This window comes from Streptomyces sp. NPDC091280, from assembly GCF_044768565.1.
Classification (GTDB): Bacteria; Actinomycetota; Actinomycetes; order Streptomycetales; family Streptomycetaceae; genus Streptomyces.
Genome location: NZ_JBIVUZ010000009.1, coordinates 346434 through 371221, shown reverse-complemented (window position 1 = coordinate 371221; position 24788 = coordinate 346434). Strand labels below are relative to the sequence as shown.

Annotated in this window: 21 protein-coding genes and 1 tRNA gene; 10 read left to right on the top strand and 12 right to left on the bottom strand. The window is 72.3% G+C overall.

From position 1 onward, the window contains the following. Positions 1-66: 66 nt before the first annotated feature. Positions 67-3933, bottom strand: a complete 3867-nt coding sequence (locus tag ACIQPR_RS27865) for a Pls/PosA family non-ribosomal peptide synthetase (RefSeq protein WP_403653568.1) — start codon at positions 3931-3933, stop codon at positions 67-69. A gap of 277 nt (positions 3934-4210) precedes the next feature. Beyond that, positions 4211-4295, bottom strand: a tRNA-Leu gene (locus ACIQPR_RS27860). 199 nt (positions 4296-4494) lie between these two features. Here ACIQPR_RS27860 and ACIQPR_RS27855 point away from each other — a divergent pair. The 3 genes from ACIQPR_RS27855 (at position 4495) to ACIQPR_RS27845 (ending at position 7538) form a co-directional block, all read left to right on the top strand. After that, complete coding sequence (locus ACIQPR_RS27855) at positions 4495-5820, top strand: M20/M25/M40 family metallo-hydrolase (protein ID WP_403653565.1); 1326 nt, start codon at positions 4495-4497, stop codon at positions 5818-5820. A 159-nt stretch (positions 5821-5979) separates the two neighbouring features. Next, positions 5980-6213: a chaplin ChpH gene (gene chpH / locus ACIQPR_RS27850; RefSeq protein ID WP_019059153.1), complete on the top strand. Its 234-nt coding sequence runs from the start codon at positions 5980-5982 to the stop codon at positions 6211-6213. Positions 6214-6380: 167 nt separating this feature from the next. Then, positions 6381-7538 carry a chaplin gene (locus tag ACIQPR_RS27845; protein ID WP_403653562.1) on the top strand — a complete coding sequence of 386 codons (1158 nt, stop codon included), beginning with the start codon at positions 6381-6383 and terminating at the stop codon, positions 7536-7538. 130 nt (positions 7539-7668) lie between these two features. On the opposite strand, the gene ACIQPR_RS27840 is transcribed toward ACIQPR_RS27845, so the two are convergent. Continuing rightward, positions 7669-7857: a DUF5703 family protein gene (locus ACIQPR_RS27840; protein WP_005485166.1), complete on the bottom strand. Its 189-nt coding sequence runs from the start codon at positions 7855-7857 to the stop codon at positions 7669-7671. A gap of 47 nt (positions 7858-7904) precedes the next feature. On the opposite strand from ACIQPR_RS27840, the gene ACIQPR_RS27835 reads away from it, so the two are divergent. Beyond that, positions 7905-8612, top strand: a complete 708-nt coding sequence (locus tag ACIQPR_RS27835) for a hypothetical protein (protein WP_403653559.1) — start codon at positions 7905-7907, stop codon at positions 8610-8612. 128 nt (positions 8613-8740) lie between these two features. Here the strand turns inward: ACIQPR_RS27835 and ACIQPR_RS27830 are convergent, their stop codons facing one another. Next, complete coding sequence (locus tag ACIQPR_RS27830) at positions 8741-10996, bottom strand: helix-hairpin-helix domain-containing protein (RefSeq protein ID WP_403653556.1); 2256 nt, start codon at positions 10994-10996, stop codon at positions 8741-8743. After that, positions 10993-11976, bottom strand: coding sequence for an aldo/keto reductase (locus tag ACIQPR_RS27825; RefSeq protein WP_403653553.1), 984 nt, complete (start codon positions 11974-11976; stop codon positions 10993-10995). The genes ACIQPR_RS27830 and ACIQPR_RS27825 overlap by 4 nt, the downstream gene beginning before the upstream one ends. Before the next feature lie 186 nt (positions 11977-12162). On the opposite strand from ACIQPR_RS27825, the gene ACIQPR_RS27820 reads away from it, so the two are divergent. Both ACIQPR_RS27820 and ACIQPR_RS27815 read left to right on the top strand, forming a co-directional pair. Then, entirely contained in the window at positions 12163-13218 is a 1056-nt protein-coding gene (locus tag ACIQPR_RS27820) for an LLM class F420-dependent oxidoreductase (protein ID WP_403653550.1), read from the top strand. 236 nt (positions 13219-13454) lie between these two features. Further along, a complete protein-coding gene (locus tag ACIQPR_RS27815) occupies positions 13455-14243 on the top strand; it encodes a ferritin-like domain-containing protein (protein WP_403653547.1) in 789 nt (262 codons plus the stop codon). Positions 14244-14258: 15 nt separating this feature from the next. Here ACIQPR_RS27815 and corA read toward each other — a convergent pair whose 3' ends face one another. After that, positions 14259-15257 (bottom strand): magnesium/cobalt transporter CorA, encoded by a 999-nt coding sequence (gene corA / locus ACIQPR_RS27810; protein WP_403653544.1) that lies wholly within the window; start codon positions 15255-15257, stop codon positions 14259-14261. 62 nt (positions 15258-15319) lie between these two features. On the opposite strand from corA, the gene ACIQPR_RS27805 reads away from it, so the two are divergent. The 4 genes from ACIQPR_RS27805 to mshC all read left to right on the top strand — a co-directional run bounded on the left by ACIQPR_RS27805 (position 15320) and on the right by mshC (position 18785). Continuing rightward, a complete protein-coding gene (locus ACIQPR_RS27805) occupies positions 15320-16006 on the top strand; it encodes a histidine phosphatase family protein (protein WP_403653541.1) in 687 nt (228 codons plus the stop codon). 75 nt (positions 16007-16081) lie between these two features. Beyond that, on the top strand, positions 16082-16672 hold the full coding sequence (locus ACIQPR_RS27800; RefSeq protein ID WP_403653537.1) for a DUF3090 domain-containing protein: 591 nt from the start codon (positions 16082-16084) through the stop codon (positions 16670-16672). Beyond that, positions 16636-17454 carry an SCO1664 family protein gene (locus tag ACIQPR_RS27795; protein WP_403653534.1) on the top strand — a complete coding sequence of 273 codons (819 nt, stop codon included), beginning with the start codon at positions 16636-16638 and terminating at the stop codon, positions 17452-17454. The genes ACIQPR_RS27800 and ACIQPR_RS27795 overlap by 37 nt, the downstream gene beginning before the upstream one ends. 101 nt (positions 17455-17555) lie before the next feature. Further along, entirely contained in the window at positions 17556-18785 is a 1230-nt protein-coding gene (gene mshC, locus ACIQPR_RS27790; RefSeq protein WP_403653531.1) for a cysteine--1-D-myo-inosityl 2-amino-2-deoxy-alpha-D-glucopyranoside ligase, read from the top strand. A gap of 77 nt (positions 18786-18862) precedes the next feature. On the opposite strand, the gene ACIQPR_RS27785 is transcribed toward mshC, so the two are convergent. From ACIQPR_RS27785 to ACIQPR_RS27760, 6 genes are all read right to left on the bottom strand, one after another. Next, positions 18863-19867, bottom strand: a complete 1005-nt coding sequence (locus ACIQPR_RS27785; protein WP_403653528.1) for a PAC2 family protein — start codon at positions 19865-19867, stop codon at positions 18863-18865. A gap of 198 nt (positions 19868-20065) precedes the next feature. Continuing rightward, positions 20066-20737 carry a FadR/GntR family transcriptional regulator gene (locus tag ACIQPR_RS27780; RefSeq protein WP_403653524.1) on the bottom strand — a complete coding sequence of 224 codons (672 nt, stop codon included), beginning with the start codon at positions 20735-20737 and terminating at the stop codon, positions 20066-20068. Between the two features lie 84 nt (positions 20738-20821). Beyond that, positions 20822-22117, bottom strand: coding sequence for an amidohydrolase (locus ACIQPR_RS27775; protein WP_403653520.1), 1296 nt, complete (start codon positions 22115-22117; stop codon positions 20822-20824). Continuing rightward, on the bottom strand, positions 22114-22866 hold the full coding sequence (locus tag ACIQPR_RS27770) for a nucleoside phosphorylase (protein WP_403653517.1): 753 nt from the start codon (positions 22864-22866) through the stop codon (positions 22114-22116). The genes ACIQPR_RS27775 and ACIQPR_RS27770 overlap by 4 nt, the downstream gene beginning before the upstream one ends. Further along, positions 22863-23735: an ABC transporter permease gene (locus ACIQPR_RS27765; protein ID WP_403653514.1), complete on the bottom strand. Its 873-nt coding sequence runs from the start codon at positions 23733-23735 to the stop codon at positions 22863-22865. The genes ACIQPR_RS27770 and ACIQPR_RS27765 overlap by 4 nt, the downstream gene beginning before the upstream one ends. Further along, entirely contained in the window at positions 23735-24787 is a 1053-nt protein-coding gene (locus tag ACIQPR_RS27760) for an ABC transporter permease (RefSeq protein ID WP_403653511.1), read from the bottom strand. Before ACIQPR_RS27760 ends, ACIQPR_RS27765 begins: the two co-directional genes overlap by 1 nt. Position 24788 lies beyond the last annotated feature (1 nt).

Genomic DNA, 24788 nt, shown 5'->3' with positions numbered 1-24788 from the left:
CCTGCGGTGTGCTCGTATCTCGTACCCGTGCACCGCCCTCCGAAGCCGACGCCGCGCGATCCGTGTTCAGGATCGCCATGACTCGATCGGATTGCCCAGCCAGCGGGTGTCGTCCGGGACGGACTCCGCCGCCATCACCAGCGATGCGGGGCCCAGAGTGGTGCGCGCCCCGACCTCGCTGCCGGGCAGGACGATTCCGCCAGGACCCAGCGTCGCGCCCTCACGGAGGACCACAGTATCCGTCCGCAAGATCCGGTCGTGGAAGAGGTGGGTCTGGAGCACACAGCCGCGGTTCACCGTGGAGGCGTCCTCCAGGGTCACCAGGTCGGTCTCGGGCAGCCAGTAGCTCTCCACCCAGACGCCCTTGCCGATGTGTGCGCCGAGCCCGCGCAGCCACGCCGTCAGCACCGGAGTACCCGGCACCGAACCGGCCAGCCACGGCACCGCGACGACCTCGACGAAGGTGTCCGCCAGCTCGTTGCGCCACACGTAACCGCTCCACAGCGGGTGCTCGGCACCGTGGTGCCGCCCCACGAGCAGCCACTTGGCCACGATCGAGACGAGTCCGCCGAGCGCGCCCACCGACAGCAGCACCAGGCCCGACAGCAGCGGCGCCCACACACCGAGCGCGCACAGCGCCGCCACCGTCAGCACGGCCAGCGCCGCCGAGCAGAACACCGGCACGATCCGGCACAGCTCCACCAGACCGCGCGCCCACAGCAGCCGCGCCGACGGGTCGTACGTCCGGCTCTGGTCGCCGCCGCTCGTGCTGCGCGGCAGCTTCACCGGCGGCAGCCCCAGGTACGACGTGCCCTTCTTCGCCTTCTTCGGCGTCGCCGACAGCACCCCGACGAGCCCGCCGTCCGGCACGCTCCGCCCCGGCGCGGTCATCCCCGAGTTCCCGAGGAACGCCCGCCGCCCGATCTCGGCCCGCCCGATCCGCACCCAGCCCCCACCGAGTTCGTACGGCGCGGTCAGCGTGTCGTCGGCCAGGAACGCGCCCTCACCGACCGTCGTCAGGCTCGGCAGCGCGAGCACGGTCGACACCTCGGCGCCCCGCCCGATCCGCATCCCGAGCAGCCGCAGCCACACCGGCGTGACGAGCCCGGCGTAGAGCGGGAACAGGGTCTCGCGGGAGAGGTCCATCAACTGCGTGACCGTCCACGCCTGCCAGCCGATCCTGCTGTGCGTGGGGTGCGTGCCCTCGCGCAGCCCGAGGCTGAGCAGCCGTACCCCGACCAGGATCAGCACGGCGTACGCCAGCCCGAAGGCGAGCGTCGCCGGGACCAGGGCCAGGGACGCGCCCCGCAGGGCCGTGCCGAGACCGTCGCCCGGAGCCACGAACAGGCTGGTCACCAGGAGCGCGACCGCGCCCGCGACCACCGGGAGCATGGTGAGCGCGAAGCCCGTCAGGCCGTACATCACCCGCCAGTACGTGCCGCGCTGCGGGCGGTCCTTGGGCCAGTTCCGCTTGGCCTTGCCGAGCTTGACGGCGGGTGCGCCCGCCCAGCGCTGGCCGGTCGGGATCGTGCCGGTGACCGCCGAACCCGGCGCCACCTCGGCCCGCTTGCCCACCCGGGCGCCGGGGAAGAGCATGCTGCGCGTGCCGACGACGGCGTGCGCGCCGACCTTGACCGGGCCGATCTCCAGGCGGTCGCCGTCCAGCCAGTAGCCGGACAGGTCCACCTCGGACTCGACGGCCGCGCCCCGGCCCAGCTTGAGCATGCCGGTGACCGGCGGGAGCGAGTGCAGGTCCACGTCCGGGCCGACCTTGGCACCGAGGGCACGCGCGTACCGCTCCAGCCACGAACCCGTCAGCGCGGTGGCGCCGCTGAACTCGGCCAGCCGCTCCGCCGCCCACAGCCGAAGGTGCACGCCGCCGCCGCGGTCGTAGCGTCCCGGCTTCACCCCGCGCAGCAGCAGACGCGCGCCGCCCGCGGCGATGGCGAGCCGGCCGGGCGGGCTGAAGAGCAGGAGCGCGCCGGCCGCGACCAGCCACCAGGAGGCGGTGGGCAGCCAGGCGTAGCCGCCGAGGACGTTGCCGAGCGCGGTCAGTGCCACCGTCCAGCGCAGACCGGCCAGGGTGAACAGGGGGACCAGCGCGAGGAGTTGGATCACCTTGGCGCGGACCGGGACCGGCGCGATCACCCGGGCCGTGCCGTCGCCCTGCGCCGAGTCCTCCAGGTGCCGGGCCAGCTTGCGCAGGGTCGGCTGCTGGTAGATGTCGAGGACGGCCGCGCTCGGGTAGCGGGTGCGCAGCCGGGTGGTGAGCTGGGCGGCGGCCAGGCTGCCGCCGCCGATCGCGAAGAAGTCGTCGGTCGCGCTGCTCACGGGGATGCCCAGCACCTCGGCCCACTGCTCGGCGAGCCAGGCCTCCGTACCGTAGAGCTGCTCCTTGGCGCCGCCGGTCTCCAGGCCTTCGAGCGGCCAGGGCAGCGCGTTGCGGTCCACCTTGCCGGAGGTGCGGGTCGGGAGGTCCTCGACCGGGGCGATCAACGGCACGAGCGCGGCGGGCAGTTCGGCCCGCAGCTTCTCGACGGCCGCGGCCTGGTCCCAGCCCTCCTGGGTGACGACATAGCCGACGAGGAGCTGGTTCCCGCTGCGCGCGGTGCGTACGGCGGCAGCCGCGCCCGCGACTCCGGGCAGCGCCTGGAGGGCCGCGTCCACCTCGCCCAACTCGATCCGGCGCCCGCCGAGTTTGATCTGCTCGTCGGCGCGGCCGAGGAAGATCAGCCCCTCGGGCTCGGCCTTGACCAAGTCACCGCTGCGGTACGCCCGTTCCCAGCCCAGGGACTCCAGGGGCGCGTACTTCTCGGCGTCCTTCTCGGGGTCGAGATAGCGGGCGAGACCGACCCCGCCGATCACCAACTGCCCGCTGCCGCCCATCGGTACGGGCACACCGGCCTCGTCGACGACGGCCAACTCCCAGCCGTTCAGCGGGAGTCCGATACGGATCGGCTCGTCGCCGGTCATCAGGGAGGCGCAGGCGACGACGGTCGCCTCGGTCGGCCCGTAGGTGTTCCAGACCTCGCGGCCCTCGGTGACCAGCCGTTGCACCAGCTCGGGCGGGCAGGCCTCACCGCCGAAGATCAGCAGACGTACGTCGTTCAGCGCCTCGGGCTCCCACAGGGAGGCCAGCGTCGGCACGGTCGAGACGACGGTGATGTCCTGGTCCACCAGCCAGGGCCCGAGGTCGGCGCCGCTGCGGACCTGGGAGCGGGGGACGGGCACCAGGCAGGCGCCGTAGCGCCAGGCGAGCCACATCTCCTCGCAGGACGCGTCGAAGGCGACGGACAGCCCCGCCATGACCCTGTCACCCGGACCGATGGGGTCCTCGGTGAGGAACAACGCCGCCTCGGCGTCCACGAAGGCCGCCGCGCTGCGGTGGGTGACGGCGACGCCCTTGGGCTTGCCGGTGGAGCCGGAGGTGAAGATGATCCAGGCGTCCTGCTCGGTGCCGGGCCGGGCGGCCGGGGCCTCGCTGTGCCCGAGCACGGTCAACGCGTGCTCGGCGCCGATCACGGCCCGCACCTCGGCCTCGCCGAACACCAGCTCGGCCCGCTCGTCCGGGTCCTCGGCGTCCACGGGGACATAGGCGGCGCCGGCGGCGAGCACGGCGAGGATCGCGATGTAGAGGTCGTTGGTCCCGGACGGGACGCGCACGCCGACCCGGTCGCCGAGGCCGACACCGGCGGCGGCCAGGGTGCGGCGCAGGGTCTCCACCTCGGCGGCGAGGGCGCGGTAGGTCAGGCGGACGGTGCCGTCGTCCAGGGCGAGTTCGTCGGGATACGACCGCACCGACGCGTCGAAGATGTCGACAAGCGTGCGGGGCGAGGCGGCGGGCGCCGCGGAGAATCGTGCCGTATCGCCGAACTGGGTGCGGATCTCTTCGTCGAGCAGGCCGAGAGCACTGCTCTCGTGTATGGCTGCCATCGGTCCTCGCGTCTCAAGCCCGGTAACTTCCGGGGCGCTGGCGGGCCCGCAGGTCTGCCTGGGGTTGTCCAGCTCCAGCTCCGTTCCGTAACAAGCCGGAAATTTTAGTACGACGCTAGGCTCCGGCCCCGCCGACGGCCACTCGGGAGAGCCGAAAGGGGGCACTCCGTGAGCGTCCGGCAACGCTCTGACCTGGTGATCTTCAAAGGGAAAGAGACATCCCCCACAAAAGCGGCGAGGGCCGCGACCTCGATGGTCGCGGCCCTCGCCGACGATGTGTCCGAGGGGGGACTTGAACCCCCACGCCCGATAAAGGGCACTAGCACCTCAAGCTAGCGCGTCTGCCATTCCGCCACCCGGACAAGGTGTCTGTCGCGCGTGGTTTCCCCCGCGGCGACGAAGGAAACATTACCAGGCTTCCAGGGGTGGCCGATCACCCCCTGTTCCCGCCCGGTTCCCGCGTGAACGGCGTGTGACGGGCGCGGACCGGCCTTGGGGTGCGGGCCGCGGAGAGAGAGGATGAGGGGAGAACCGCCAGCAGTGACAGTGGGAGGAAGCAGCGTGAGCGACACGGGCACGGCCAAGGGCGTCACCGGTGAGGACGAGGTCGTGGACCTCTGCCGTGAGCTGATCCGGTTCGACACCAGCAACTACGGCGACCACTCGGGCCCGGGGGAGCGCAAGGCGGCCGAGTACGTCGCCGAGCAGCTCGCCGAGGTGGGCCTCGAACCCCGGATCTTCGAGTCGCACCCGGGACGCGCCTCCACGGTCGCCCGGATCGAGGGCGCGGACCCCTCCCGGCCCGCGCTCCTCATCCACGGCCACCTGGACGTCGTACCGGCGAACGCGGCGGACTGGACCCACCACCCCTTCTCCGGCGAGGTCGCCGACGGGTGCGTGTGGGGGCGCGGCGCGGTCGACATGAAGGACATGGACGCGATGACCCTGGCGGTCGTCCGCGACCGGCTGCGCAGCGGGCGCAAGCCCCCGCGCGACATCGTCGTCGCCTTCCTCGCGGACGAGGAGGCGGGCGGCACGTACGGGGCGCGGCACCTCGTCGACAAGCACCCCGAGCTGTTCGACGGCGTCACCGAGGGCATCAGCGAGGTCGGCGGGTTCTCGTTCACGGTGAGCGAGGAGCGGCGGCTCTATCTCGTCCAGACGGCCGAGAAGGGCATGCACTGGCTGAAGCTGACCGTCGCCGGTACGGCCGGGCACGGGTCGATGATCCACCGGGACAACGCGATCACCGAGCTGTCCGAGGCCGTCGCCCGGGTGGGCCGGCACAAGTTCCCGGTGCGGGTCACCAAGACGACCCGGGCCTTCCTCGACGAACTCGGCGACGCGCTCGGCACCCCGCTGGACCCCGAGGACATGGAGGCGACCCTCAAGCGGCTCGGCGGCATCGCCAAGCTCATCGGCGCGACCCTAAGCAACACCGCCAACCCCACGCAGCTGAACGCCGGTTACAAGGTCAACGTCATCCCCGGCGAGGCCACCGCGCACATCGACGGCCGGTTCCTGCCGGGCCACGAGGAGGAGTTCCTCGCCGACCTCGACCGGATCCTCGGCCCGAAGGTCAAGCGCGAGGACGTGCACTCGGACAAGGCGCTGGAGACCTCCTTCGACGGCGCGCTGGTCGAGGCCATGCAGTCCTCGCTGCTCGCCGAGGACCCGACCGCGAAGGCCGTCCCGTACATGCTCTCCGGCGGTACGGACGCCAAGTCCTTCGACGACCTGGGCATCCGCGGCTTCGGCTTCGCACCGCTCAAGCTGCCGCCGGAGCTGGACTTCGCGGGCATGTTCCACGGTGTCGACGAGCGGGTTCCGGTGGAGGGCCTGAAGTTCGGGGTGCGGGTCCTCGACCGGTTCATCGACGCCTCCTGAGGCGGCGGTGACACCCGTTGACACCTGAATTCGACAGCGTGTGCGGCGGGCGACCGGGACGAGTGAATGTGCTCATAAGCTCGTAGCTCCATTACTCCCTCCTCGTTACAGGTGATGCGATCGGCAACACGAGATCGCTTTTGCCAACAAGGAGGAATAATGATCAAGAAGGTCGTCGCCGCTGCGGCTGCCACCGGTGGCCTGGTTCTCGCGGGAGCGGGCCTGGCCGTCGCCGACTCGGGCGCTCAGGGTGCCGCCGTGCACTCCCCGGGTGTCGTTTCCGGCAACGTCATCCAGGTTCCCGTGCACGTCCCGGTGAACGTGTGCGGCAACACGATCTCGGTGATCGGTCTGCTGAACCCCGCCTTCGGCAACACCTGCGTCAACAAGTGACGTCGCCCCACTGAGGGGTGACCACGTCCTCGGCCCCGGAGCGCGCGCCATGCGCTCCGGGGCCGACGGGTCTTTGCGCGAGAAATCGGTCGGGAAACCGGCGGGAAGCCGCGCGAGCGATTCAGTCAGGAATGAAGGCAGGAATGAAGGCAGGGGGGAATTCAGCAATGCGACAAGTCACCCGCAAGAGTTTGATGACCGTGGCGGCGGCGACCGGAGTGATCGCCGCCGCGGGCGGCGTGGCCCACGCGGACTCGGGCGCGAACGGCTCCAGCACGGACTCGCCGGGCGTGCTGTCCGGCAACACCGTGCAAGCACCGCTGCACGTGCCGGTCAACGTCTGCGGCAACACCGTGAACGTGGTGGGCGTCCTCAACCCGGCGGTCGGCAACAAGTGCGCCAACCAGGGTGGCGGCGCTCACGGCCAAGGGGGTTCGGGGGGCCACGGCCCGTCCGGTGGGTACGGCGACTCGGGAGGTTACGGCGGTTCTGGTGGCTCGGGCGGCTCGGGTGGTTCCGGCGGACACGGCGCGCACGGTGGCTCCGGGGGCGCGCACGCCGGCGGACACACCTCCGGCTCGCCCGGCGTCGGCTCGGGCAACCACGTCCAGGTGCCGATCGACGTGCCGGTGAACGTGTGCGGCAACAGCGTCGACGTCATCGGCATCGGCAACGCCGCCACCGGCAACGACTGCGCGAACGGCGGCGGTGGGCAGGGCGGCGGCCACGACCACGGGACTCCTCCGGGCGGAGGCGGCCACCACGGCGGCGGGGGCCACGGTGGTGGAGGTCACGGCGGTGGAGGCCACCACGGTGGGGGCGGTCACGAGGGTGGCGGTGGCCACCACGGTGGCGGAGGCCAGCACGGCGGAGGCCACGAGGGCGGCGGTCACCATGGCGGCGGGGGCCACGGTGGTGGAGGTCACGGCGGTGGGGGCGGTCACGAGGGTGGCGGTGGCCACCACGGCGGTGGCGGTCACCACGGCACGCCTCCGGGCGGCGGCCACGGGACGACCCCGCCGGTGACGCCGGGCCACCCGGGAACGCCGGGACACCCCGGTCACCCTGGAACCCCCGGTCACCCGGGCACCCCCACCCACCCCACCGCGCCCGGCGGCACCGCGCCGATCAACAGCGGTCACACGCCGACCGGCACCGCGCACGTCACGCAGCCCGGTGCGCAGTCCGCCGCCGTCCGGTCCCCGGGCGGCCCGCAGCTCGCGCACACCGGCAACGAGCTGCCGTTGGGCCTCGCGCTGCCGGTCGGAGCGGGCGCGCTGTTCGCGGGCGCGGTGCTCTACCGCAAGGCGAAGGCGATGGCGTAGCGCCCAGCATCGATCCCGGGCGAACCCGGAACCCGGAACCCCGGGAACAAGGGGAGCACCGGAGGCATGTGATCTACGCGACGGAGGGGCCCCGCACACCCGGGGCCCGCTCCGTCGCGCCCGACTCAGCTCACCACGTGGCACGCACCTGGCGGATGATCCGCCGGCGCAACCGCACCCTGCGGCTGCCGTCACGCAGCAGGCTCAGTCGGTCCAATTCCCAGTGTCCGTACTCGGCGTGGTCCGTCAGCAGACGTGTGGCGTCCTTGCGGGAGACCCCGCGCGGTACGTACACGTCGACAAATTCGTATTCCGGCATCGCATCTATTGTGCGGGCAGAGCCCCGGTACGGATAGCGTCTGCACTATGTCTGATGCTGCGCAGCCCACCGCTGCCGAGGTACGCGCCGCCGCCGAGGCGGTCAAGACCGCGCTCGACCGCCACCTGGCCGCGGTCGAAGGCCGGTCGGGGGAGGACGATCCGGCCGTCTACGAGGCGTTCAACCAGCTCGCCGCTGCCGCCGAGGTCTACGACGAACTGCTCTACGACCGTTATGACGAGGTCACGCCTTTCGAGATCCCCGGTACCGAAGACTCCTTGCCGCCGTACACCGGCCCCGAGGAGCCGAACGCGGTGAGCGTGCTGATCCGCCGCGACTACGCCGTGGCGGAACCGCAGCGGCTGCTCGCCCAGGCGCAGCGGGTCGAGGCGGCGGTCGGCGACGGCGTGGGCACGGAGGCCTCCGGCACGATCCACGGCGCGCTCGGCATCCTCTTCGACGAGTTCGAGGCGGACGAGATCGCCTCCCGGCCCAAGGAGTTCGGCCTGGAGGAGGGCGACTCCACGCTGTGGGTGACCGCGGCCGACGAGGCGGCCGAACCCGGCGCCTGGCTGGAGGCCCCCTTCGAACAGGTCGACCCCCAGCGGGTGGTGTGCCGCTTCGACGTCAGCGCGGTCTTCGACGACGAGATCGAGGACGGGATCGAGGACGAACTCGATTCAGACCTCGATTCCGACCTCGACGCGGATCTCGACGAGGACGAGGACCTGGAGGTCCTGGAAGCGGACCGCTGAGCCGCGTCGCGCCGGTCGCGAGGACATGACGACGACGGCGGCGGTCACGGAGGGGCAACCTCCGTGACCGCCGCCGTCGTCGAGGTCGTCGTGACCGTCGTTTTCGTGTCGTCGTCGCGCTGCCCGGTTCAGCCCCCGACCGGGACCTGCGGACGCAGCAGCACCGGCAACCGCGTCGTGCGAGGCTTGGCCGGGATCTCGGCGACGGCCCGGGGCAGCGCCTGGTCCACACCGTGCACCACGGAGAGGTGCCGGTCCGCCCGGCTGAACGCCGTGTAGACCCAGGGCCGGCTGAGCGCCTGTGCCGCGTCCCCGGGCAGCACCACGACCACCGCGGGCCACCGCGCCCCGACCGCCTGATGCGCGGTCAGCGCCCACCCGTGCCGTACGGACTGCTCGACCCGCTCCTTCGCCACGACGACGGGTTCGCCCGCGCACGACAGGTGCAGCCCCTCGGCGTCCGCCTTCACGACCTGGCCGACGACGGTACGGCCCGGGGTGGGGGAGTAGGCGACCCGGTCACCGGGGTCGAAGCCGCCGAAACGGCCGGGGCCGGGGTTGAGCCGCTCCTTCAGCGCCACGTTGAGGGCACGGGTGCCGGCCGCGCCGCCGTGGCCGGGAGTGATCACCGCGGTCTGCTCGGCGGGGACGCCGATCACGCGCGGCACCGAGTCGGCGACGAGCTGCACGGTCCGGTGCACGGCCTCGCCGGCGTCCCGCACCGGGACGATCACGACCTCCTTGCCGGGGGCCTCCACCTGGTTCAGCTCGCCGATGCCGATGCCGGAGACCAGCTCGCCCACGGGACCGAGGTCGGGGCGGCGCGAGACGACGTGCGGGCAGGCGCGGGCCGCGAGGAGGTCGGCGAAGATCCGCCCGGGACCCGCCGACCACAGCACCGCCGGGTCCCCGGCCAGCACCAGCCGGGCGCCGTCGGGCAGCGACTCGGTGAGCAACGCCGCCGTCTCGACGTCCAGTTGAGGCGCGTCGAGCACGACGAGGAGGTCCAGGTCCAGGGCGCCGTCCGCGTCCCGCCCGGGGCCTTCGCCACCGGTCGAACCGGCCAACAGCCCGGCGACGGTGGCCACTTGGGGTCCGTCGTCGGGAACGGCACCGGCCGGCTCGGCGGACCGCGTCAGCAGGGCGGTGAACCGGTCCCGGCCCACCGGGGTGTGCGAGGCGGCCCAGGCGCGCAGTCCCAGGCCCGCTGCCGCGTGCAGCAGCGCGGCCGGTTCTTCGAGGGACGCCTCCCCGCCGGTGTGCAGCACCAGGCCGTGTCCCGCGACCGCGCGGATCAGCTCGCCGGTGGATCCCTTGACCTCCCCGGCCCGCTCCCAGTCCGCCGCCGAACCGTCCTCCTTGGGCACCGAGTTGACCAGCTTGGCCAGTCCGTCGGCGAGGCTCTCCTCGGCCAGCGCGTACCGCTCCAGGCCGATCAGCACCCGGACCGGGCGCTCCGGCTCCTCCTCCGCCTCGTCGTCCGTGCGCTGCACCGGGACCGCTGGTTCGTCCAACGCGTCCTGGAACACCAGCACTTCGCCCTCCGCGATGGCGCTCTGCGTCGCCGCGTCGGGATCGGGCACGCCCTGCTTGGCCAGCGCGGCCGTCAACGCCGAGGCCTCCAGGGCCGTATGCCCGGCCAGGGCCGCCTGCTCCAGGAGCCAGCCGGTGACCGACCGGCCGCGCCGCTCGTCGTCCGGCGCGCACCCGGCGCCGAGCAGTGCCCGCGCGAACCCGTCGGCCTGCTCGGGCCGTACTCCCGCGACGCGCAGCAACTGCCAGGGATCCTCCCGGAGCCGGTCGTCCGCCCCTTCGCCGAGTGCCGCCGCGACCTGTGCCGCGAGCGTCTCGGGCGCGCCGCCCTCGGCCAGCACCTGCCGTACGGCTTCGACGGTCTCGGTGGCCGGGGCGCCGGACGCGGCCGGGACGGGCTGTGGCCGCCGCGCGGCTTCGGGGGCGGCGGTACGGCGCGGGGTGGGCTCCGGCCCGGTGAACGCGGTGGCGACGGGCTTCTCGCCGCTCTCCACGGCCCGTACGGCCGCGAGCAGATCGGCGGCGGTGCCGCTCAGCTTGGTCCCGGCCGCGATGGGTCCGGCCTTCTCCGCCTTCCGCCGCTCGATCCGCTCCCGCTCCAGCCGCTGCGCGAGCAACTCGGCGGCGGCTTCGGACAGTTCGGGAGCGGCGGCGGCCTCGGTGGTGGCCTCGCCGGCGGTCTCGGTACCCTCGGCGTCTTCGGCGCCCGGGGAGTTGTCCGCGCTCTCGGTCTCGTCCGCGCCCGCCACCGCGTCCGCGCCCGTGCCCGGCTGCTCGGCCGCGTCGTCCGGCAGGCCGGGCTCGACGGGCTCCGTGGTGTCCGGGGCCGTGGTCTCCGGGTCCGTGCTCACAGCGTGCTCCAGTCGTGATCGGGATAGCGGTGCAGCGGCGCCGACACGTCGTCGAGCGCTCGGCAGATCTCGTCAGGAAGACTAAGCGCCTCCACTGACAATGCGGCCGTGAGCTGCTGCGCGTTGCGCGCGCCGACGATCGGGGCGGCCACCCCGGGCCGGTCGCGGACCCAGGCCAGGGCGACCTGGAGGGGGGTCACGGCGAGTCCGTCCGCGGCCGTCGTCACGGCGTCCACGATGCGGCTCGCGGTGTCGTCGAGGTAGGGCGCGACGAAGAGCCCCATGTGCTCGGAGGCGCCGCGCGAGTCGGCCGGTGTGCCGTTGCGGTACTTGCCGGTGAGCACACCGCGGCCGAGCGGCGAGGAGGGCAGCAGCCCGATGCCGAGGTCGAGCGCGGCCGGCAGCACCTCGCGCTCCACGCCCCGCTGGAGCAGCGAGTACTCCAGCTGTGTGCTCGCCAGCCGTGTCCGTGCGCCGGGCGCCGCCAGCTGCCAGGTGGCCGCCTTGGCGAGCTGCCAGCCGCAGTAGTTGGAGACGCCCGCGTAGCGTGCCCGCCCGCTGCTCACCGCCAGGTCGAGGGCCTGGAGGGTCTCCTCCAGCGGTGTGAACGGGTCGTAGGCGTGGATGTGCCACAGGTCGACGTAGTCCGTGCCGAGCCGGGCCAGGGAGGCGTCCAGCGCGGCGAGCAGATGGCCGCGCGAGCCGTCGAAGCGGCGGTCGGGGTCGGGCACGCTCCCCGCCTTCGTCGAGATGACCAGGTCCCGGCGCGGCACGAGCCCTTCTATGAGCTGTCCGAGCAGGTACTCGGCCTCCCCGTCGCCGTACACGTCCGCCGTGTCGACGAGGGTGCCGCCGGCCTCCCAGAACGCCTTCAAGAGGTCCGCGGCGTCGTGCTCGTCGGTGTCGCGCCCCCAGGTGAGGGTGCCGAGTCCGATCCGGGACACACGAAGGCCGGTACGGCCGAGATGCCTCTGCTCCATGAACGCCGAGATTACTGGCCTGAACCTGCGGTGTGGTGGCCTGTGGATAACCGATTTGCACGATGATCCACAGTCCTCCGCACGGCACGCTGCGTGATCACTCACCGGTACCCGTCCTGTCCGCCGGGACCGCCTCGCGCTAGGGTCGGCACGACAGCGACGTTACTGATGGGTAAGGGGTCTGCCATGCAGCTCGGGATCAACCTCGGCTACTGGGGTGCCGGAATGGACGGCGACAATCTGGCCGTGGCCCAGGAGGCCGACCGCCTCGGCTACGCCGTGTGCTGGGCCGCCGAGGCCTACGGCTCCGACGCGGCCACCGTCCTGACCTGGGTCGCCGCGCAGACCGAGCGCATCGACGTCGGCTCGGCCATCTTCCAGATCCCGGCCCGCCAGCCCGCGATGGCCGCGATGACCGCCGCGACCCTCGACTCCCTCTCCGGGGGCCGCTTCCGCCTCGGCATCGGCGTCTCGGGCCCGCAGGTCTCCGAGGGCTGGTACGGCGTCAAGTTCGACAAGCCGCTGGCCCGCACGCGTGAGTACGTCGAGATCGTCCGCAAGGCGATGACCCGCGAGCGGCTGTCGTACGACGGCGAGCACTGGACGCTGCCGCTGCCCGGCGGCCCCGGCAAGCCGCTCAAGCTGACCGTGCACCCGCAGCGCGAGCACATCCCGCTCTACATCGCGGCGATCGGCCCGAAGAACCTGGAGCAGACCGGCGAGATCGCCGACGGCGCGCTGCTCATCTTCCCGTCCGCCGAGCACCTGGAGGACACCGCCGTACGGCATCTGCGGGCCGGGCGCGAGAAGGCCGGCAAGACCCTCGAAGGCTTCGACATCGTCCCGACGGTCCCGCTCGCCCTCGGCGAGGACAAGGACGTCGAGAAGCTCGCCGACACCTTCCGCCCGTACACCGCGCTGTACGTCGGCGGCATGGGCAGCCGGCAGCAGAACTTCTACAACAAGCAGGCCCGGCGCATGGGCTTCGAGGAGGCGGCCACCGAGATCCAGGACAAGTACCTGGCCGGCGACAAGGACGGCGCCGCCGCGGCCATCCCGCACGACCTGATCGACAAGACGACACTGCTGGGCTCCGTGGACCGCATCGCGGACCGGATGAAGGAGTACGCGGCGGCCGGTGTCACCACCCTGACGCTCGCCCCGGCGGGCTGGACCCTGGAGGAGCGGATCGCCGCCCTGCGGGCCGGAACCGAGGCACTGGAGCGCGCGGGTCTCGCATAACACGGCTCTGCCGTACGGAAGTTTTCTGCGGCCGTGGTGGGGGCTCGGGGGGTCTTCCCCGCCACGGCCGTCACGGGGAACAACGCGCGGCGGTCCATGCGGTTACGCCCCTGTAGGGATATCCGCAGTCCTCCTTTTGGCGGAGTTGTCCGACACTGCTGTTGCAGCACCTCTGGCGCCGCATTTGACTCGTTCTTTGCGGAATGCGGCGGAATCCTGCATGGAGGTGCGTTCAGATGCTTTCGGCCAAGAGTCTGTTCCAGGAGATCCTCGACGACGACGAGTCCTTCCGGCTGTTCTGTTCCATCGCGGCCAGCGGTGAGGCGCAGGGCGGCTGGGAGAACGGGCGCATCGCCGCCCTCGTCCCGCCGGCCGAGCGCGAGCTCGCCCCCCGGATCAGCCGGCACGGCGCCGACGAGGACAAGCACGGGCGCATCTTCAACGCCCTCATGAAGAAGCGGGGCCTCGAACCCGTTCCGGTGCCCCCGGACACCGACTACACGATGCTCCTGGAGCGGCACGGCATCGGTCTCGCGCACGAGAAGCTCAGGGGCGAGACACCGCTCACCGTTCAGGACATCGTCACCTATCTCGCGCACAGCCGGGTCACCGAACAGCGCGCCTCCGAGCAGATGGACCTGCTGCGCAGGCACTTCGCCGACCACCCCGACCTCGGTCGCGCGGTGCGGATGATCTCGCACGACGAGGACAACCATCTCGCCTACTGCCACGAGGAGTTGTTGCGCCTCGCCGCCGCCGGACACGGCCGCGCCATCCAGCGCGCGCTGCGCGAGTGCGCGCTCGCCGAGATCCGCGTCTACCGGGACGTCAGCCTCGCCGTGATGGCCCACATGGGCCGCGTCCTGGGCTGGCCCCGGGTCAGGTCGGCGGCCCTGGCCGCGGGCATCCACGCCGTGTACGCCTATGAACGGCTCGGCGGCTGGCGGCGGATGGTGTCCCTGAGGATGCCGGAACGGCGTGACGCCCTCGGCGGACCGGCCACCGCGGCCCCCGAGTTCGCGTGAGCCCGAGCGGCGCCGCTACAGCCAGCCGCGCCGCTTGAACGTCCGGTACAGCAGCACCTCCAGGGCGACCATCAGCAGGATCACCGCCGGGTACCCCCACAGCCAGTGCAGCTCCGGCATGTGGTCGAAGTTCATGCCGTAGACGCCCGCGATCATCGTGGGCACCGCGGCCATGGCCGCCCACCCGGAGATCTTCCGCATGTCGTCGTTCTGCCGGACCCCGGTCTGCGCGAGATGCGCGGCCAGGACGTCCGAGACCAGCCGGTCCAGGCCCTCCACGGACTCGTTGACCTTGATCAGGTGGTCGTTCACGTCCCGGAAGAACGGCCGCGCCTTGTCGTGCACGAACCGCACCCGGTCACCGGCGAGCCCGGCGCCCGCGAGCCGGGACAGCGGCTGCGCGAGCGGTCCGGTGGCCCGGCGGAACTCCAGGATCTGCCGCTTGAAGGCGTAGATCCGCGACGCCGTCGTCCGCGAGCCGCCGCCGGCCGGCGAGAACACCGCCGCCTCCAGCTCCTCCAGGTCGGTCTGCAACTCGCCCGCCACCTCCACGTAGTGGTCGACGACGGCGTCGGCGATCGAGTACAGCACCGCCGTAGGGCCGTGCCGCAGCATCGCCGGCTCCGCCTCAAGGCGGTGCCGTACGGCCGCCAGAGGGGCCTCCTCGCCGTGCCGGACGGTCACCACGAAGGAGTCGCCCACGAAGACCATCACCTCGCCGGAGGTGACCACGTCGCTGTCCGCCTCGTAGCCCACCGGCTTGAGGACCATGAACAGCGAGTCGTCGTAGACCTCAAGCTTGGGGCGCTGATGCGCGGTCAGGGCGTCCTCGACGGCCAGTGGGTGCAGCGCGAACTCCTCGGTGACCTTGTCGAACTCGTCCTCGGTGGGCTCGTAGAGACCGATCCAGACGAACGCGTCGCCCACCCGGCGGCAGTGGTCCAGGCCGTCCGAGAAGTCGCCGGGGCCCTCGGTCCGGCGTCCGTCGCGGTAGATGGCGTAGTCGACGATCACGGTGCGTATTCTCCCGCCGTCCGGCCCGGAGCGCACCCGGGGGTACGCCTACCCTTGACGGCATGCCCACGTTGATCCTTGTCCGGCACGGACGTTCGACCGCCAACACCGGTGGACTGCTCGCCGGCTGGACACCCGGCGTCGCCCTCGACGAGCGGGGCAACGCGCAGGCCGCGGCGCTCCCCGGACGGCTCGCCGCGCTGCCGATCGCCGAAGTGGTCGCCAGCCCGCTGCAACGCTGCCAGGAGACCCTCCAGCCCCTCCTGGACGCCCGCCCCGACCTGAGGCTGCACACCGACGAGCGGATCGGGGAGTGCCACTACGGCGACTGGTCCGGCCGCAAGCTCGCCGAACTCAAGGACGAGCCCCTCATGGAGGTCGTCCAGGCGCACCCCTCGGCCGCCGCGTTCCCCGGCGGCGAGTCGATGCGCGCGATGCAGACCCGCGCGGCCGAGGCCGTACGCGAGTGGAACGCGCGCGTGGAGCGCGATCACGGCGCCGACGCCGTCTACCTCATGTGCTCGCACGGCGACATCATCAAGTCCCTTGTCGCGGACGCGCTCGGACTTCATCTCGACCTCTTCCAGCGGATCTCCGTAGAACCGTGTTCCATCACCGCGATCCGTTACACCCGTCTCAGGCCGTTTCTCGTCCGGCTCGGGGACACCGGCGATCTCGCCTCCCTGGCGCCCCGCGAGGAGCCCGCGGGCGACGAGGCGACGGTCGGCGGCGGCGCGGGCGCACCGTGATCGTCGGCCGCAGTAGGGTGAAGCGATCGCAGTAGCGCCGCACTTGTCAGCAGTCGATTCCCATGGAGACAGGACGTGTCCCGTCAGGTGTTCCTCTACGACCCGCCGGACCGCTTCGTAGCCGGTACGGTCGGTCTGCCCGGGCGCCGTACGTTCTTCCTCCAGGCCGCGGCCGGTCCTCGGGTGACCAGCGTGGCCCTGGAGAAGACGCAGGTAGCCGCGCTCGCCGAGCGCATGGACGAGCTTCTGGACGAGGTCGTACGGCGCAGCGGCGGCAGCGCGGCCGTCCCCGCCGTCACCCCCAGCGAGATCTCCGACACCCGCCCGCTGGAGACCCCCGTCGAGGAGGAGTTCCGCGTCGGGACCATGGCGCTGGCCTGGGACGGCGACGAACAGCGCATGATCGTCGAGGCGCAGGCCCTCGTGGAGCTGGACGCGGAGTCCGAGGAGGACCTCGCCGAGGCCGAGGAGCGGCTGCTCCAGGACGAGGAGAACGGGCCCCCGATGCTGCGGGTCCGGCTCACCGGCGCCCAGGCCCGCGCCTTCGCGAAGCGGGCCCTGGACGTCGTCAACGCCGGCCGGCCGCCCTGCCCGCTGTGCAGCCTCCCGCTCGACCCGGAAGGACACGTATGTCCGCGCCAGAACGGATACCGCCGCGGAGCGTGACCACGGCCGAGCTGCTCGCCAAGGGTGAGCTGAAGGTGCGCGGACGCGTCCGCGAGGCGTCGAACGCGGTGCTGTTCTGCTCCGTGGCGTACGAGGGCCGCGAGGCGTCCTGCGTCTACAAGCCGATCGCCGGGGAGCGCCCCCTGTGGGACTTCCCCGACGGCGACCTCGCCCGCCGCGAGGTGGCCGCCTACGAGGTCTCCGAGGCGACCGGCTGGGGCCTGGTCCCCACGACCGTGCTGCGCGACGGGCCCTACGGCGAGGGCATGTGCCAGCTGTGGATCGAGACGGCGCCCGGGTCCGAACTGCTCGCCCTGGTCGACGCGGAGGAGCCCGAGGCGGGCTGGAAGGCCATCGGGTTCGCCGAGGTCGGTGAAGGCAGGACCGCCCTCCTGGTGCACGCCGACGACGAGCGGCTGCGCAGGCTCGCCGTCCTCGACGCCGTGATCAACAACGCCGACCGCAAGGGCGGCCATCTGCTGCCCACCGCCGAGGGCCGCCTCTACGGCATCGACCACGGGGTCACCTTCAACGCCGAGAACAAGCTCCGCACCCTCCTGTGGGGCTGGGCGGGGGAGCCGCTGACCCAGGAGGCCCTGGACGTCCTCCAGGGCCTCAGCGCGGCCCTGGAGGACGGCGGCGGGCTGGCCGGGACGCTCGCCGAGCTGATCACCGCCGCGGAACTCGACGCCACGCGCGCGCGGGTCGACGCGCTGCTCGCCACCGGGAAGCATCCCGAACCGAGCGGGGAGTGGCCGGCCATTCCGTGGCCGCCGGTCTAGACCCTGCCGGCACGGCGGCCACCGGCGCGCAAGGGGGCCTGATCGGCCGTCCGCCCTGGTCCGGTTCGTATGCGAAACAACTGTCCGGTTACGCTCATGACATGTATGCCTGGCCCGCTTCTGAGGTCCCCGCCCTGCCCGGCAAGGGCCGCGACCTCCGGATCCACGACACCGCGACCGGCGGTCTGGTCACCCCGGACACCGGTCCCGTCGCCCGTCTCTACGTGTGCGGCATCACGCCGTACGACGCCACCCACATGGGGCACGCGGCGACCTACAACGCGTTCGACCTCGTGCAGCGCGTGTGGCTCGACACCAAGCGGCAGGTTCACTACGTCCAGAACGTGACCGACGTCGACGACCCGCTCCTGGAGCGCGCCGAGCGCGACGGCGTCGACTGGGTCGCCCTCGCCGAGCAGGAGACGGCCCTCTTCCGCGAGGACATGACCGCCCTGCGCATGCTCCCCCCGCGGCACTACATAGGCGCCGTCGAGGCGATACCCGGCATCGTGCCGCTCGTCGAGCGCCTCCGGGACGCGGGCGCCGCCTACGAGCTCGAAGGCGACGTCTACTTCTCCGTCGGCTCCGACCCGAACTTCGGCAAGGTGTCGAACCTCGACGCCGCCGCGATGCGCCTGCTGTCCGCCGAGCGCGGCGGCGACCCGGACCGTCCGGGCAAGAAGAACCCGCTCGACCCGATCCTCTGGCTCGCCGCCCGCGAGGGCGAACCCAGCTGGGACGGCGGCTCGTTGGGCCCCGGCCGCCCCGGCTGGCACATCGAGTGCGTGGCCATCGCCCTGGACCACCTCGGCATGGGGTTCGACGTCCAGGGCGGCGGCTCCGACCTCGCCTTCCCGCACCACGAGATGGGCGCCTCGCACGCCCAGGTGCTGACCGGCGAGTTCCCCATGGCCAAGGCGTACGTCCACGCCGGCATGGTCGCCCTGGACGGCGAGAAGATGTCGAAGTCCAAGGGCAACCTGGTCTTCGTCTCCGCGCTCCGGCGCGAGGGCGTCGACCCGGCCGCGATCCGGCTGGCGCTGCTCGCCCACCACTACCGCTCCGACTGGGAGTGGACCGACCAGGTGCTCGCGGACGCGGTCGCCCGGCTCGGCCGCTGGCGTGCCGCCGTCTCCCGGCCCGACGGACCGTCCGCCACGACCCTCGTCGAGGAGATGCGCGAAGCCCTCGCGAACGACCTCGACGCCCCCGCCGCGCTCGCCGCGGTCGACCGCTGGGCGGCCGTCCAGCGCGACCGGGGCGGCAGCGACGAGGGCGCCCCCGGCGTCGTCTCCCGCGCGGTGGACGCCCTGTTGGGCGTGGCCCTGTAGCGCTCGCCGCACACAGAGAAGGCGGTGCGCGTCACGCGCACCGCCTTCCCGTACAGCTCACGACCCCCGCCGACGCCTCACTCCTCGGCGGAGTCCTCGTCGTCGCCCTCGGGCCCGGCCCCCGGCTCCGTGTCCGGCTTCGTGGGCCGCGTAGGCTTCGTACGGCCGGGGTTGTCGCGCAGATACGACGCGCTGTCGCTGCCATCGGCCGTGGCATGCCCACCGGGCGGCGGACTGCCACCGCCGTCCCTGCGCCGCAGATAGCGCTCAAACTCGCGGGCGATGGCCTCGCCCGACGCCTCCGGCAGCTCCGCGGTGTCGCGGGCCTCCTCCAGCGTCTGCACGTACTCGGCCACCTCGCTGTCCTCGGCGGCCAGTTGGTCCACCCCGACCTGCCAGGCGCGCGCGTCCTCGGGCAGCTCGCCCAGCGGGATGCGCACGTCGATCAGGTCCTCCAGGCGGTTCAGCAGCGCCAGGGTGGCCTTCGGGTTGGGCGGCTGCGACACGTAGTGCGGCACCGCCGCCCACAGCGACACGGCCGGTACGCCCGCGTGCGTGCACGCTTCCTGGAGGATGCCGACGATCCCGGTGGGACCCTCGTACTTGGTCTCCTCCAGGTCCATGCGCCGTGCCAGGTCCGCGTCGGACGTGGTCCCGCTGATCGGCACCGGACGGGTGTGCGGGGTGTCGCCGAGCAGCGCGCCCAGGATCACCACCAGCTCGACGCCCAGCTCGTGCGCGAAGCCCAGCAGCTCGTTGCAGAACGAGCGCCAGCGCATCGACGGTTCGATACCTCGGACGAGTACGAGATCGCGCGGCTTCTCACCGCCGACCCGGACCACCGAGAGCCGGGTCGTGGGCCAGGTGATCTTCCGCACCCCGGCGTCCATCCACACCGTGGGCCGGTTCACCTGGAAGTCGTAGTAGTCCTCGGCGTCGAGGGCCGCGAACACCTCGCCCTTCCACTCCCTGTCCAGATGCGCGACCGCGGTGGAGGCGGCGTCGCCGGCGTCGTTCCAGCCCTCGAACGCGGCCACCATCACTGGGTCGATCAGCTCGGGAACCCCCTCCAGCTCGATCACCCAGCGCCTCCTTCCGATCTGCCCTCGCGTACGCCCCAACCTTACGGCGTCCGACGGGGGCGCCCGCAGCCCCCTTGCACGGGGGAGTGACCCCATGCCTGCCCCGTCCGAGCCGGTCGAACACACAAGATCGCCAACCGGTGCGGACGCTGACGGGCCGCTGACTCCTCCGATGGATCAGCGGGCCCGCCCACTCGTTCACAGGGTCGAACGCAGCCACTGCTCCACACTCGCGATGTGCACCGTCGCCCAGGACCGCGCCGCCTCCGCGTCCCGGTCGCGCAGCGCGGCCAGGATCGCCCGGTGCTCGTGCAGGGTCCGGCTGACCGCGTCCTCCTGGGTCAGCCCGCGCCAGATCCGGGCCCGCGTGGTGGGGCCCGACAGACCGTCGAGGAGCGAGCAGAGCACCGAGTTGCCGGAACTCTGCACGATGCCCCGGTGGAACTCCAGGTCGCAGGCGACCAGTTCCTCCACCGAGGGGGCGCCGCCCAGCTCGTCCAACTGGAGGGTGAGCGCGTCGAGTTGCTGCTCGCTGATGCGCAGCGCCGCCATCCCGGTGGCCGCGGGCTCCAGAATCCGCCGCACCGCCAGGAATTCCAGCACCGTGTCGTCGCGGTGGAAGTCGACGACGAAGCTCAGCGCCTCCAGCAGGAGTTGGGGATCCAGGCTGGTGACGTACGTGCCGTCGCCCTGCCGCACGTCCAGGATGCGGATCAGGGACAGCGCGCGCACGGCCTCCCGCAGCGAGTTGCGGGACAGGCCCAGTTCGGCGGCGAGTTCGCTCTCCTTGGGCAGCCGGTCCCCGGGACGCAGCGCGCCGGAGACGATCATTCCCTTGATTTTCTCGATCGCCTCATCGGTGACCGCCATGGCCGGCCTCCCTGTTGCTCAGACATCCGATGTATCAGGACATTATGCGGGTTCAGTGGGCTGAACGGGAGGGAAATCCACAGCTCAGGCAAGTGATTCGAGCTCGGCGATCACGGCTTCCTCGTCCAGCGTGCTCAGCGTCCGGTTCCGCATCAGCACCCGGCCGTCCACCACCGTGTCCCGCACATCCGCCGAGTGCGCCGCGTACGCGAGCGTCGACCACGGGTCGTGCAGGGGTCGCAGATGCGGAGCGCCCAGGTCGAGGACGACCAGGTCGGCGCGCTTCCCGACCTCCAGGGACCCCAGCTGGTCGCCCAGACCCAGCGCCCGCGCGCCCTCGATCGTCGCCATCCGTACGGCCTGCTCGGCCCCGACCGCCGTCGGGTCACCGCCCGCCTTGTGCACCAGCGCGGCCTGCCGTACGGCACCGAGCACGTCCAGCGAGTTGGAGCTGACGGCCCCGTCCGTGCCGAGCCCCACGGTCACGCCCGCGCCGAGCAGCCGGGGCACCGGCGCGATCCCGCAGCCCAACTTCAGGTTCGACACCGGACAGTGGGCCACCGACGTGCCCGTGCGGGCCAGCGCCGCGATCTCCGGGCCGGTCAGGTCCACGGCGTGCGCGAGCAGCAGATCGGGACCGAGCACCCCCAGCGAGTCGAGCAACTCCACCGGCCGCTTGCCGTACTTGACCTCGACGGTCGCGACCTCGGTCGGGTTCTCCGCCGCGTGGATGTGCAGCAGCGCCCCGAACTCCCGTGCCAGGGCGGCGATCTCGACGAGCTGGTCGGGGGCGAGGGTGTAGGCCGAGTGCGCGAACAGGACCGGCCGCAGACCGGGGCGTGCCGGTCCGCGCGCCGTCAAGTCCCGCCGCGCCCAGTCGAGTCGGTCCTCGTAGGCGATCCCGTCCGGCGGCTCCGGCACGTCCATGAAGGTCGGCCCGGTGTGCAGCCGCCAGCCCGCCTCCCGGGCCGCCTGCTCGGCCGCCTCGTGGAACCAGTACATGTCGAGCGCCGAGGTCACCCCGGCCCGTACGCTCTCCGCCACCGCGAGCCGCACCGCCGCCGCCACGTTCTTCGGCGCCAGCAGCTCGGCCTCCCACTTCAACACCCGTTCCAGGAAGCCCTGGAGAGTGACGTCGTCGGCGCGACCGCGCAGCAGCGTCATCGCGAGATGCGTGTGCGTGTTGATCAGGCCGGGCAGGACGAGACAGCCCGAGGCGTCGACGGACTCCGTCGCCGTGAACCGGGTCGTCAGCTCTTCGGCCGGTCCCACGGCGACGATCTCGCCCTCGTGGACGGCGACCGCCCCGTCCCGTACGACGGTTCCGGCCTCGTCGACGGTCAGGACGTCCCCGCCGTGCACCAACAGGTCGACGCTCATGCCTCGTTCCCCTCCGCCAGCAGTCGCAGCGCCTCCAGCGAGACCACCGCGCCCCGCTCGACACCGGCCGCGACGACCTCCCGGTGCGGGTCGTACCCGCCGGTGCTCTCCTCGTCGACGAGTTCGTCGGCGTTGGCGCCGTCGATCACGAGCACCCCGCCCGCGACCAGCCCGCGCAGCGAGGCCGTCACCAGCAGCGCCGACAGCTCCATCTCGATCGCCGCGAGCCCGGCGCCGTCGTAGGAGAAGAGGGGGATCAGGCCCGGCTGGAAGGCCGCCCGGGTCCACACGATGCCCCGGTGGTGCGGGGCGCCGGACGCGCGGGCCGCGCGCTGGAGGGCGAGGACCGCCTCGGGCGCGGCGACCGCCGGGTACTCCGGCGGGAGCAACTGCCCCGTGACGCCGTCGTCGCGTACGGCCGCCTCCGCGATCACGAGGTCGCCGTCGCCGATGCCGGGCTTCATCGCGCCGGCCGTGCCGAAGCGCAGGAAGGTGCGGACCCCCGCGTCCGCCAGCTCCTGGAACAGCAGGATCGCGCCCGGACCGCCCACCCCGTGCGAGGCGACGGTGACCGGCAGGCCCTTCCAACTCCCTCTGAACACCCGGTATTCGCGGTGGTACGACACCTCCTCGGCGCCGTCGAGCAGCGCGGCGACGGCAGCCGCGCGCGCCGGGTCGCCGACGACGACCGCGTGCGCGGGCAGTCCGGTGCGCGGTACTCGGGTGATGGGCAGCAGGTCCTGCGTCATGTGGTGGCTCCGGTGGGGGAGTTGGCGGTACGGCGACGGCGGCGGGCCGTCGAGAGAAACAGGGCGACGAGCGTCACCACGTACGGCGCGGCATCGGTGGCCTGTTGGGGCAGGCCGACGCCCTGGAGGCGGAAGCCGGCGGCCTCGGCGAGACCGAAGAGCAGCGCCGCGAGCAGCACGCCGACGGGTGCCGCGCGGCCGAGCAGCACCGCGACGACGGCGATCCAGCCCCGGCCGGCCGTCATGTTCTCGGAGAACAACGTGACGTTGCCGAGCGCGAGTTGGGCCCCCGCGAGCCCGCACAGCACACCGGAGACCAGCACCGCCGCGTACTTGTACCTCGCCGGGCTCACCCCGAGCGTGGCCGCCGCCTCCGGTGCCTCGCCTACCCCGCGCAGGCGCAGTCCCCACACGTGCCGGGACAGCATGACCGCGGCCACCGCGACCGCGACGAACGCCAGATACGCGAGCGGGGTGAAGCCGCCGATCAACGGCAGCCCGGCGAGCGACGGATCGTCGAAAGTGCCCTGCACACCGAAGACCGTACGCAGGAGGAAGCTGGTCAGGCCAACCGCCAGGAGATTCATGGCGATTCCCAGCACCACCGCGTCGCCGCGCAGCGTCACCGCGCCCACGGCCAGGATCAGCGAGTACGCGGCTGCCGCGAGGGCGGCGGCGAGCACACCGAGCCAGGCACTGCCGGTGAACCAACTCGTGGCCACGGCGGTGAAGCAGCCCATCAGCATCATGCCTTCGAGGCCGATGTTGAAGACCCCCGCCCGCTCGCACAGGGCACCGCCCAGCGCGGCCAGCAGGATCGGGGTCAGCGCGCGCAGCGCCGACATCAGCAGATCGGAGTCGAGGAACATCACGCGGCCCCGCCTTCCTGCGCACGCCTGGTGAACCACTTGCCCGGGAAGCGGAGTCGGGCCGCCAGGAACACGATCACGATGGCCTGGAGGACCTGCGTCAGTTCGCGCGGCACCTCGGTCGTCCGCTCCATCGCCAGGCCGCCGACCGCGAGGACGGCGAAGAAGAAGGAGGCGACGACCGTGCCGAGCGGCGCCGCGGCTGCCAGCAGGGCCGCCGTAAGTCCCGTCCAGGTGTAGCCGGGCGCGGTGAGCGAGCCGTCGACGAAGCGGTACGGGAAGCTCAACACCCCGATGGCGCCCACGAGTCCGGCCAGCGCACCCGAGACGGACATCAACTTCAGGGTCAGGCCCCGGCGTTCGACGCCCGCGTAGGCGGCGAAACGGGAGTTGAGGCCGGTCATGCGGATCTCGTAGCCGAAGGCCGTGCGCCTGTCGGTGAACCAGTACCCGGCCGCCGCGAGCACCACCAGGACGAGCCCGACGGTGACCGTCGAGTCGCCGAACGCGGGCAGTGCCACCCCGTCCGGCAGCGCGCGGGTCTGCGGGAGACTGGAGCCGGGCTCCTTGAGCGGATAGCGCGCGAGATAGGAGGCCAGCGACACCGCCGGATAGCTCAGCAGCAGGCTGCTGACCAGCAGCGGGACACCGAGGCGGTTCTCGCACAGGGCGGCGAGGGCGGCGTACGCGGCGCCCGCCGCCATCCCCGCGAGCAGCGCCACCACGACGGTCAGGGGCGCCGGCAGCGGGGAGTGGAGGCCGGTCACGGCCGCCGTGATGCCGCCGAGGACCAGCTGTCCGTCGCCGCCGAGGTTGATCAGTCCGGCGCGCAGCGGGATCGCCAGGGCCAGCGCCATGCCGAGCACGCTGGTGCCGGTGCTCAGCGTGGAGCCGATGCCGTCCGCGCCGAGCGAACCGGTGAGGACGGCGCGGTAGGCGGTGAGCGGGTCCGCGCCGGTGCCGAGGAGGAAGAGCGCGCCGATGACCAGGCCCGCGAGCACGGAGAAGGTGATGGGGGAGCGCAGCGCTCCGGATATTCGGGTGCGTGTCATG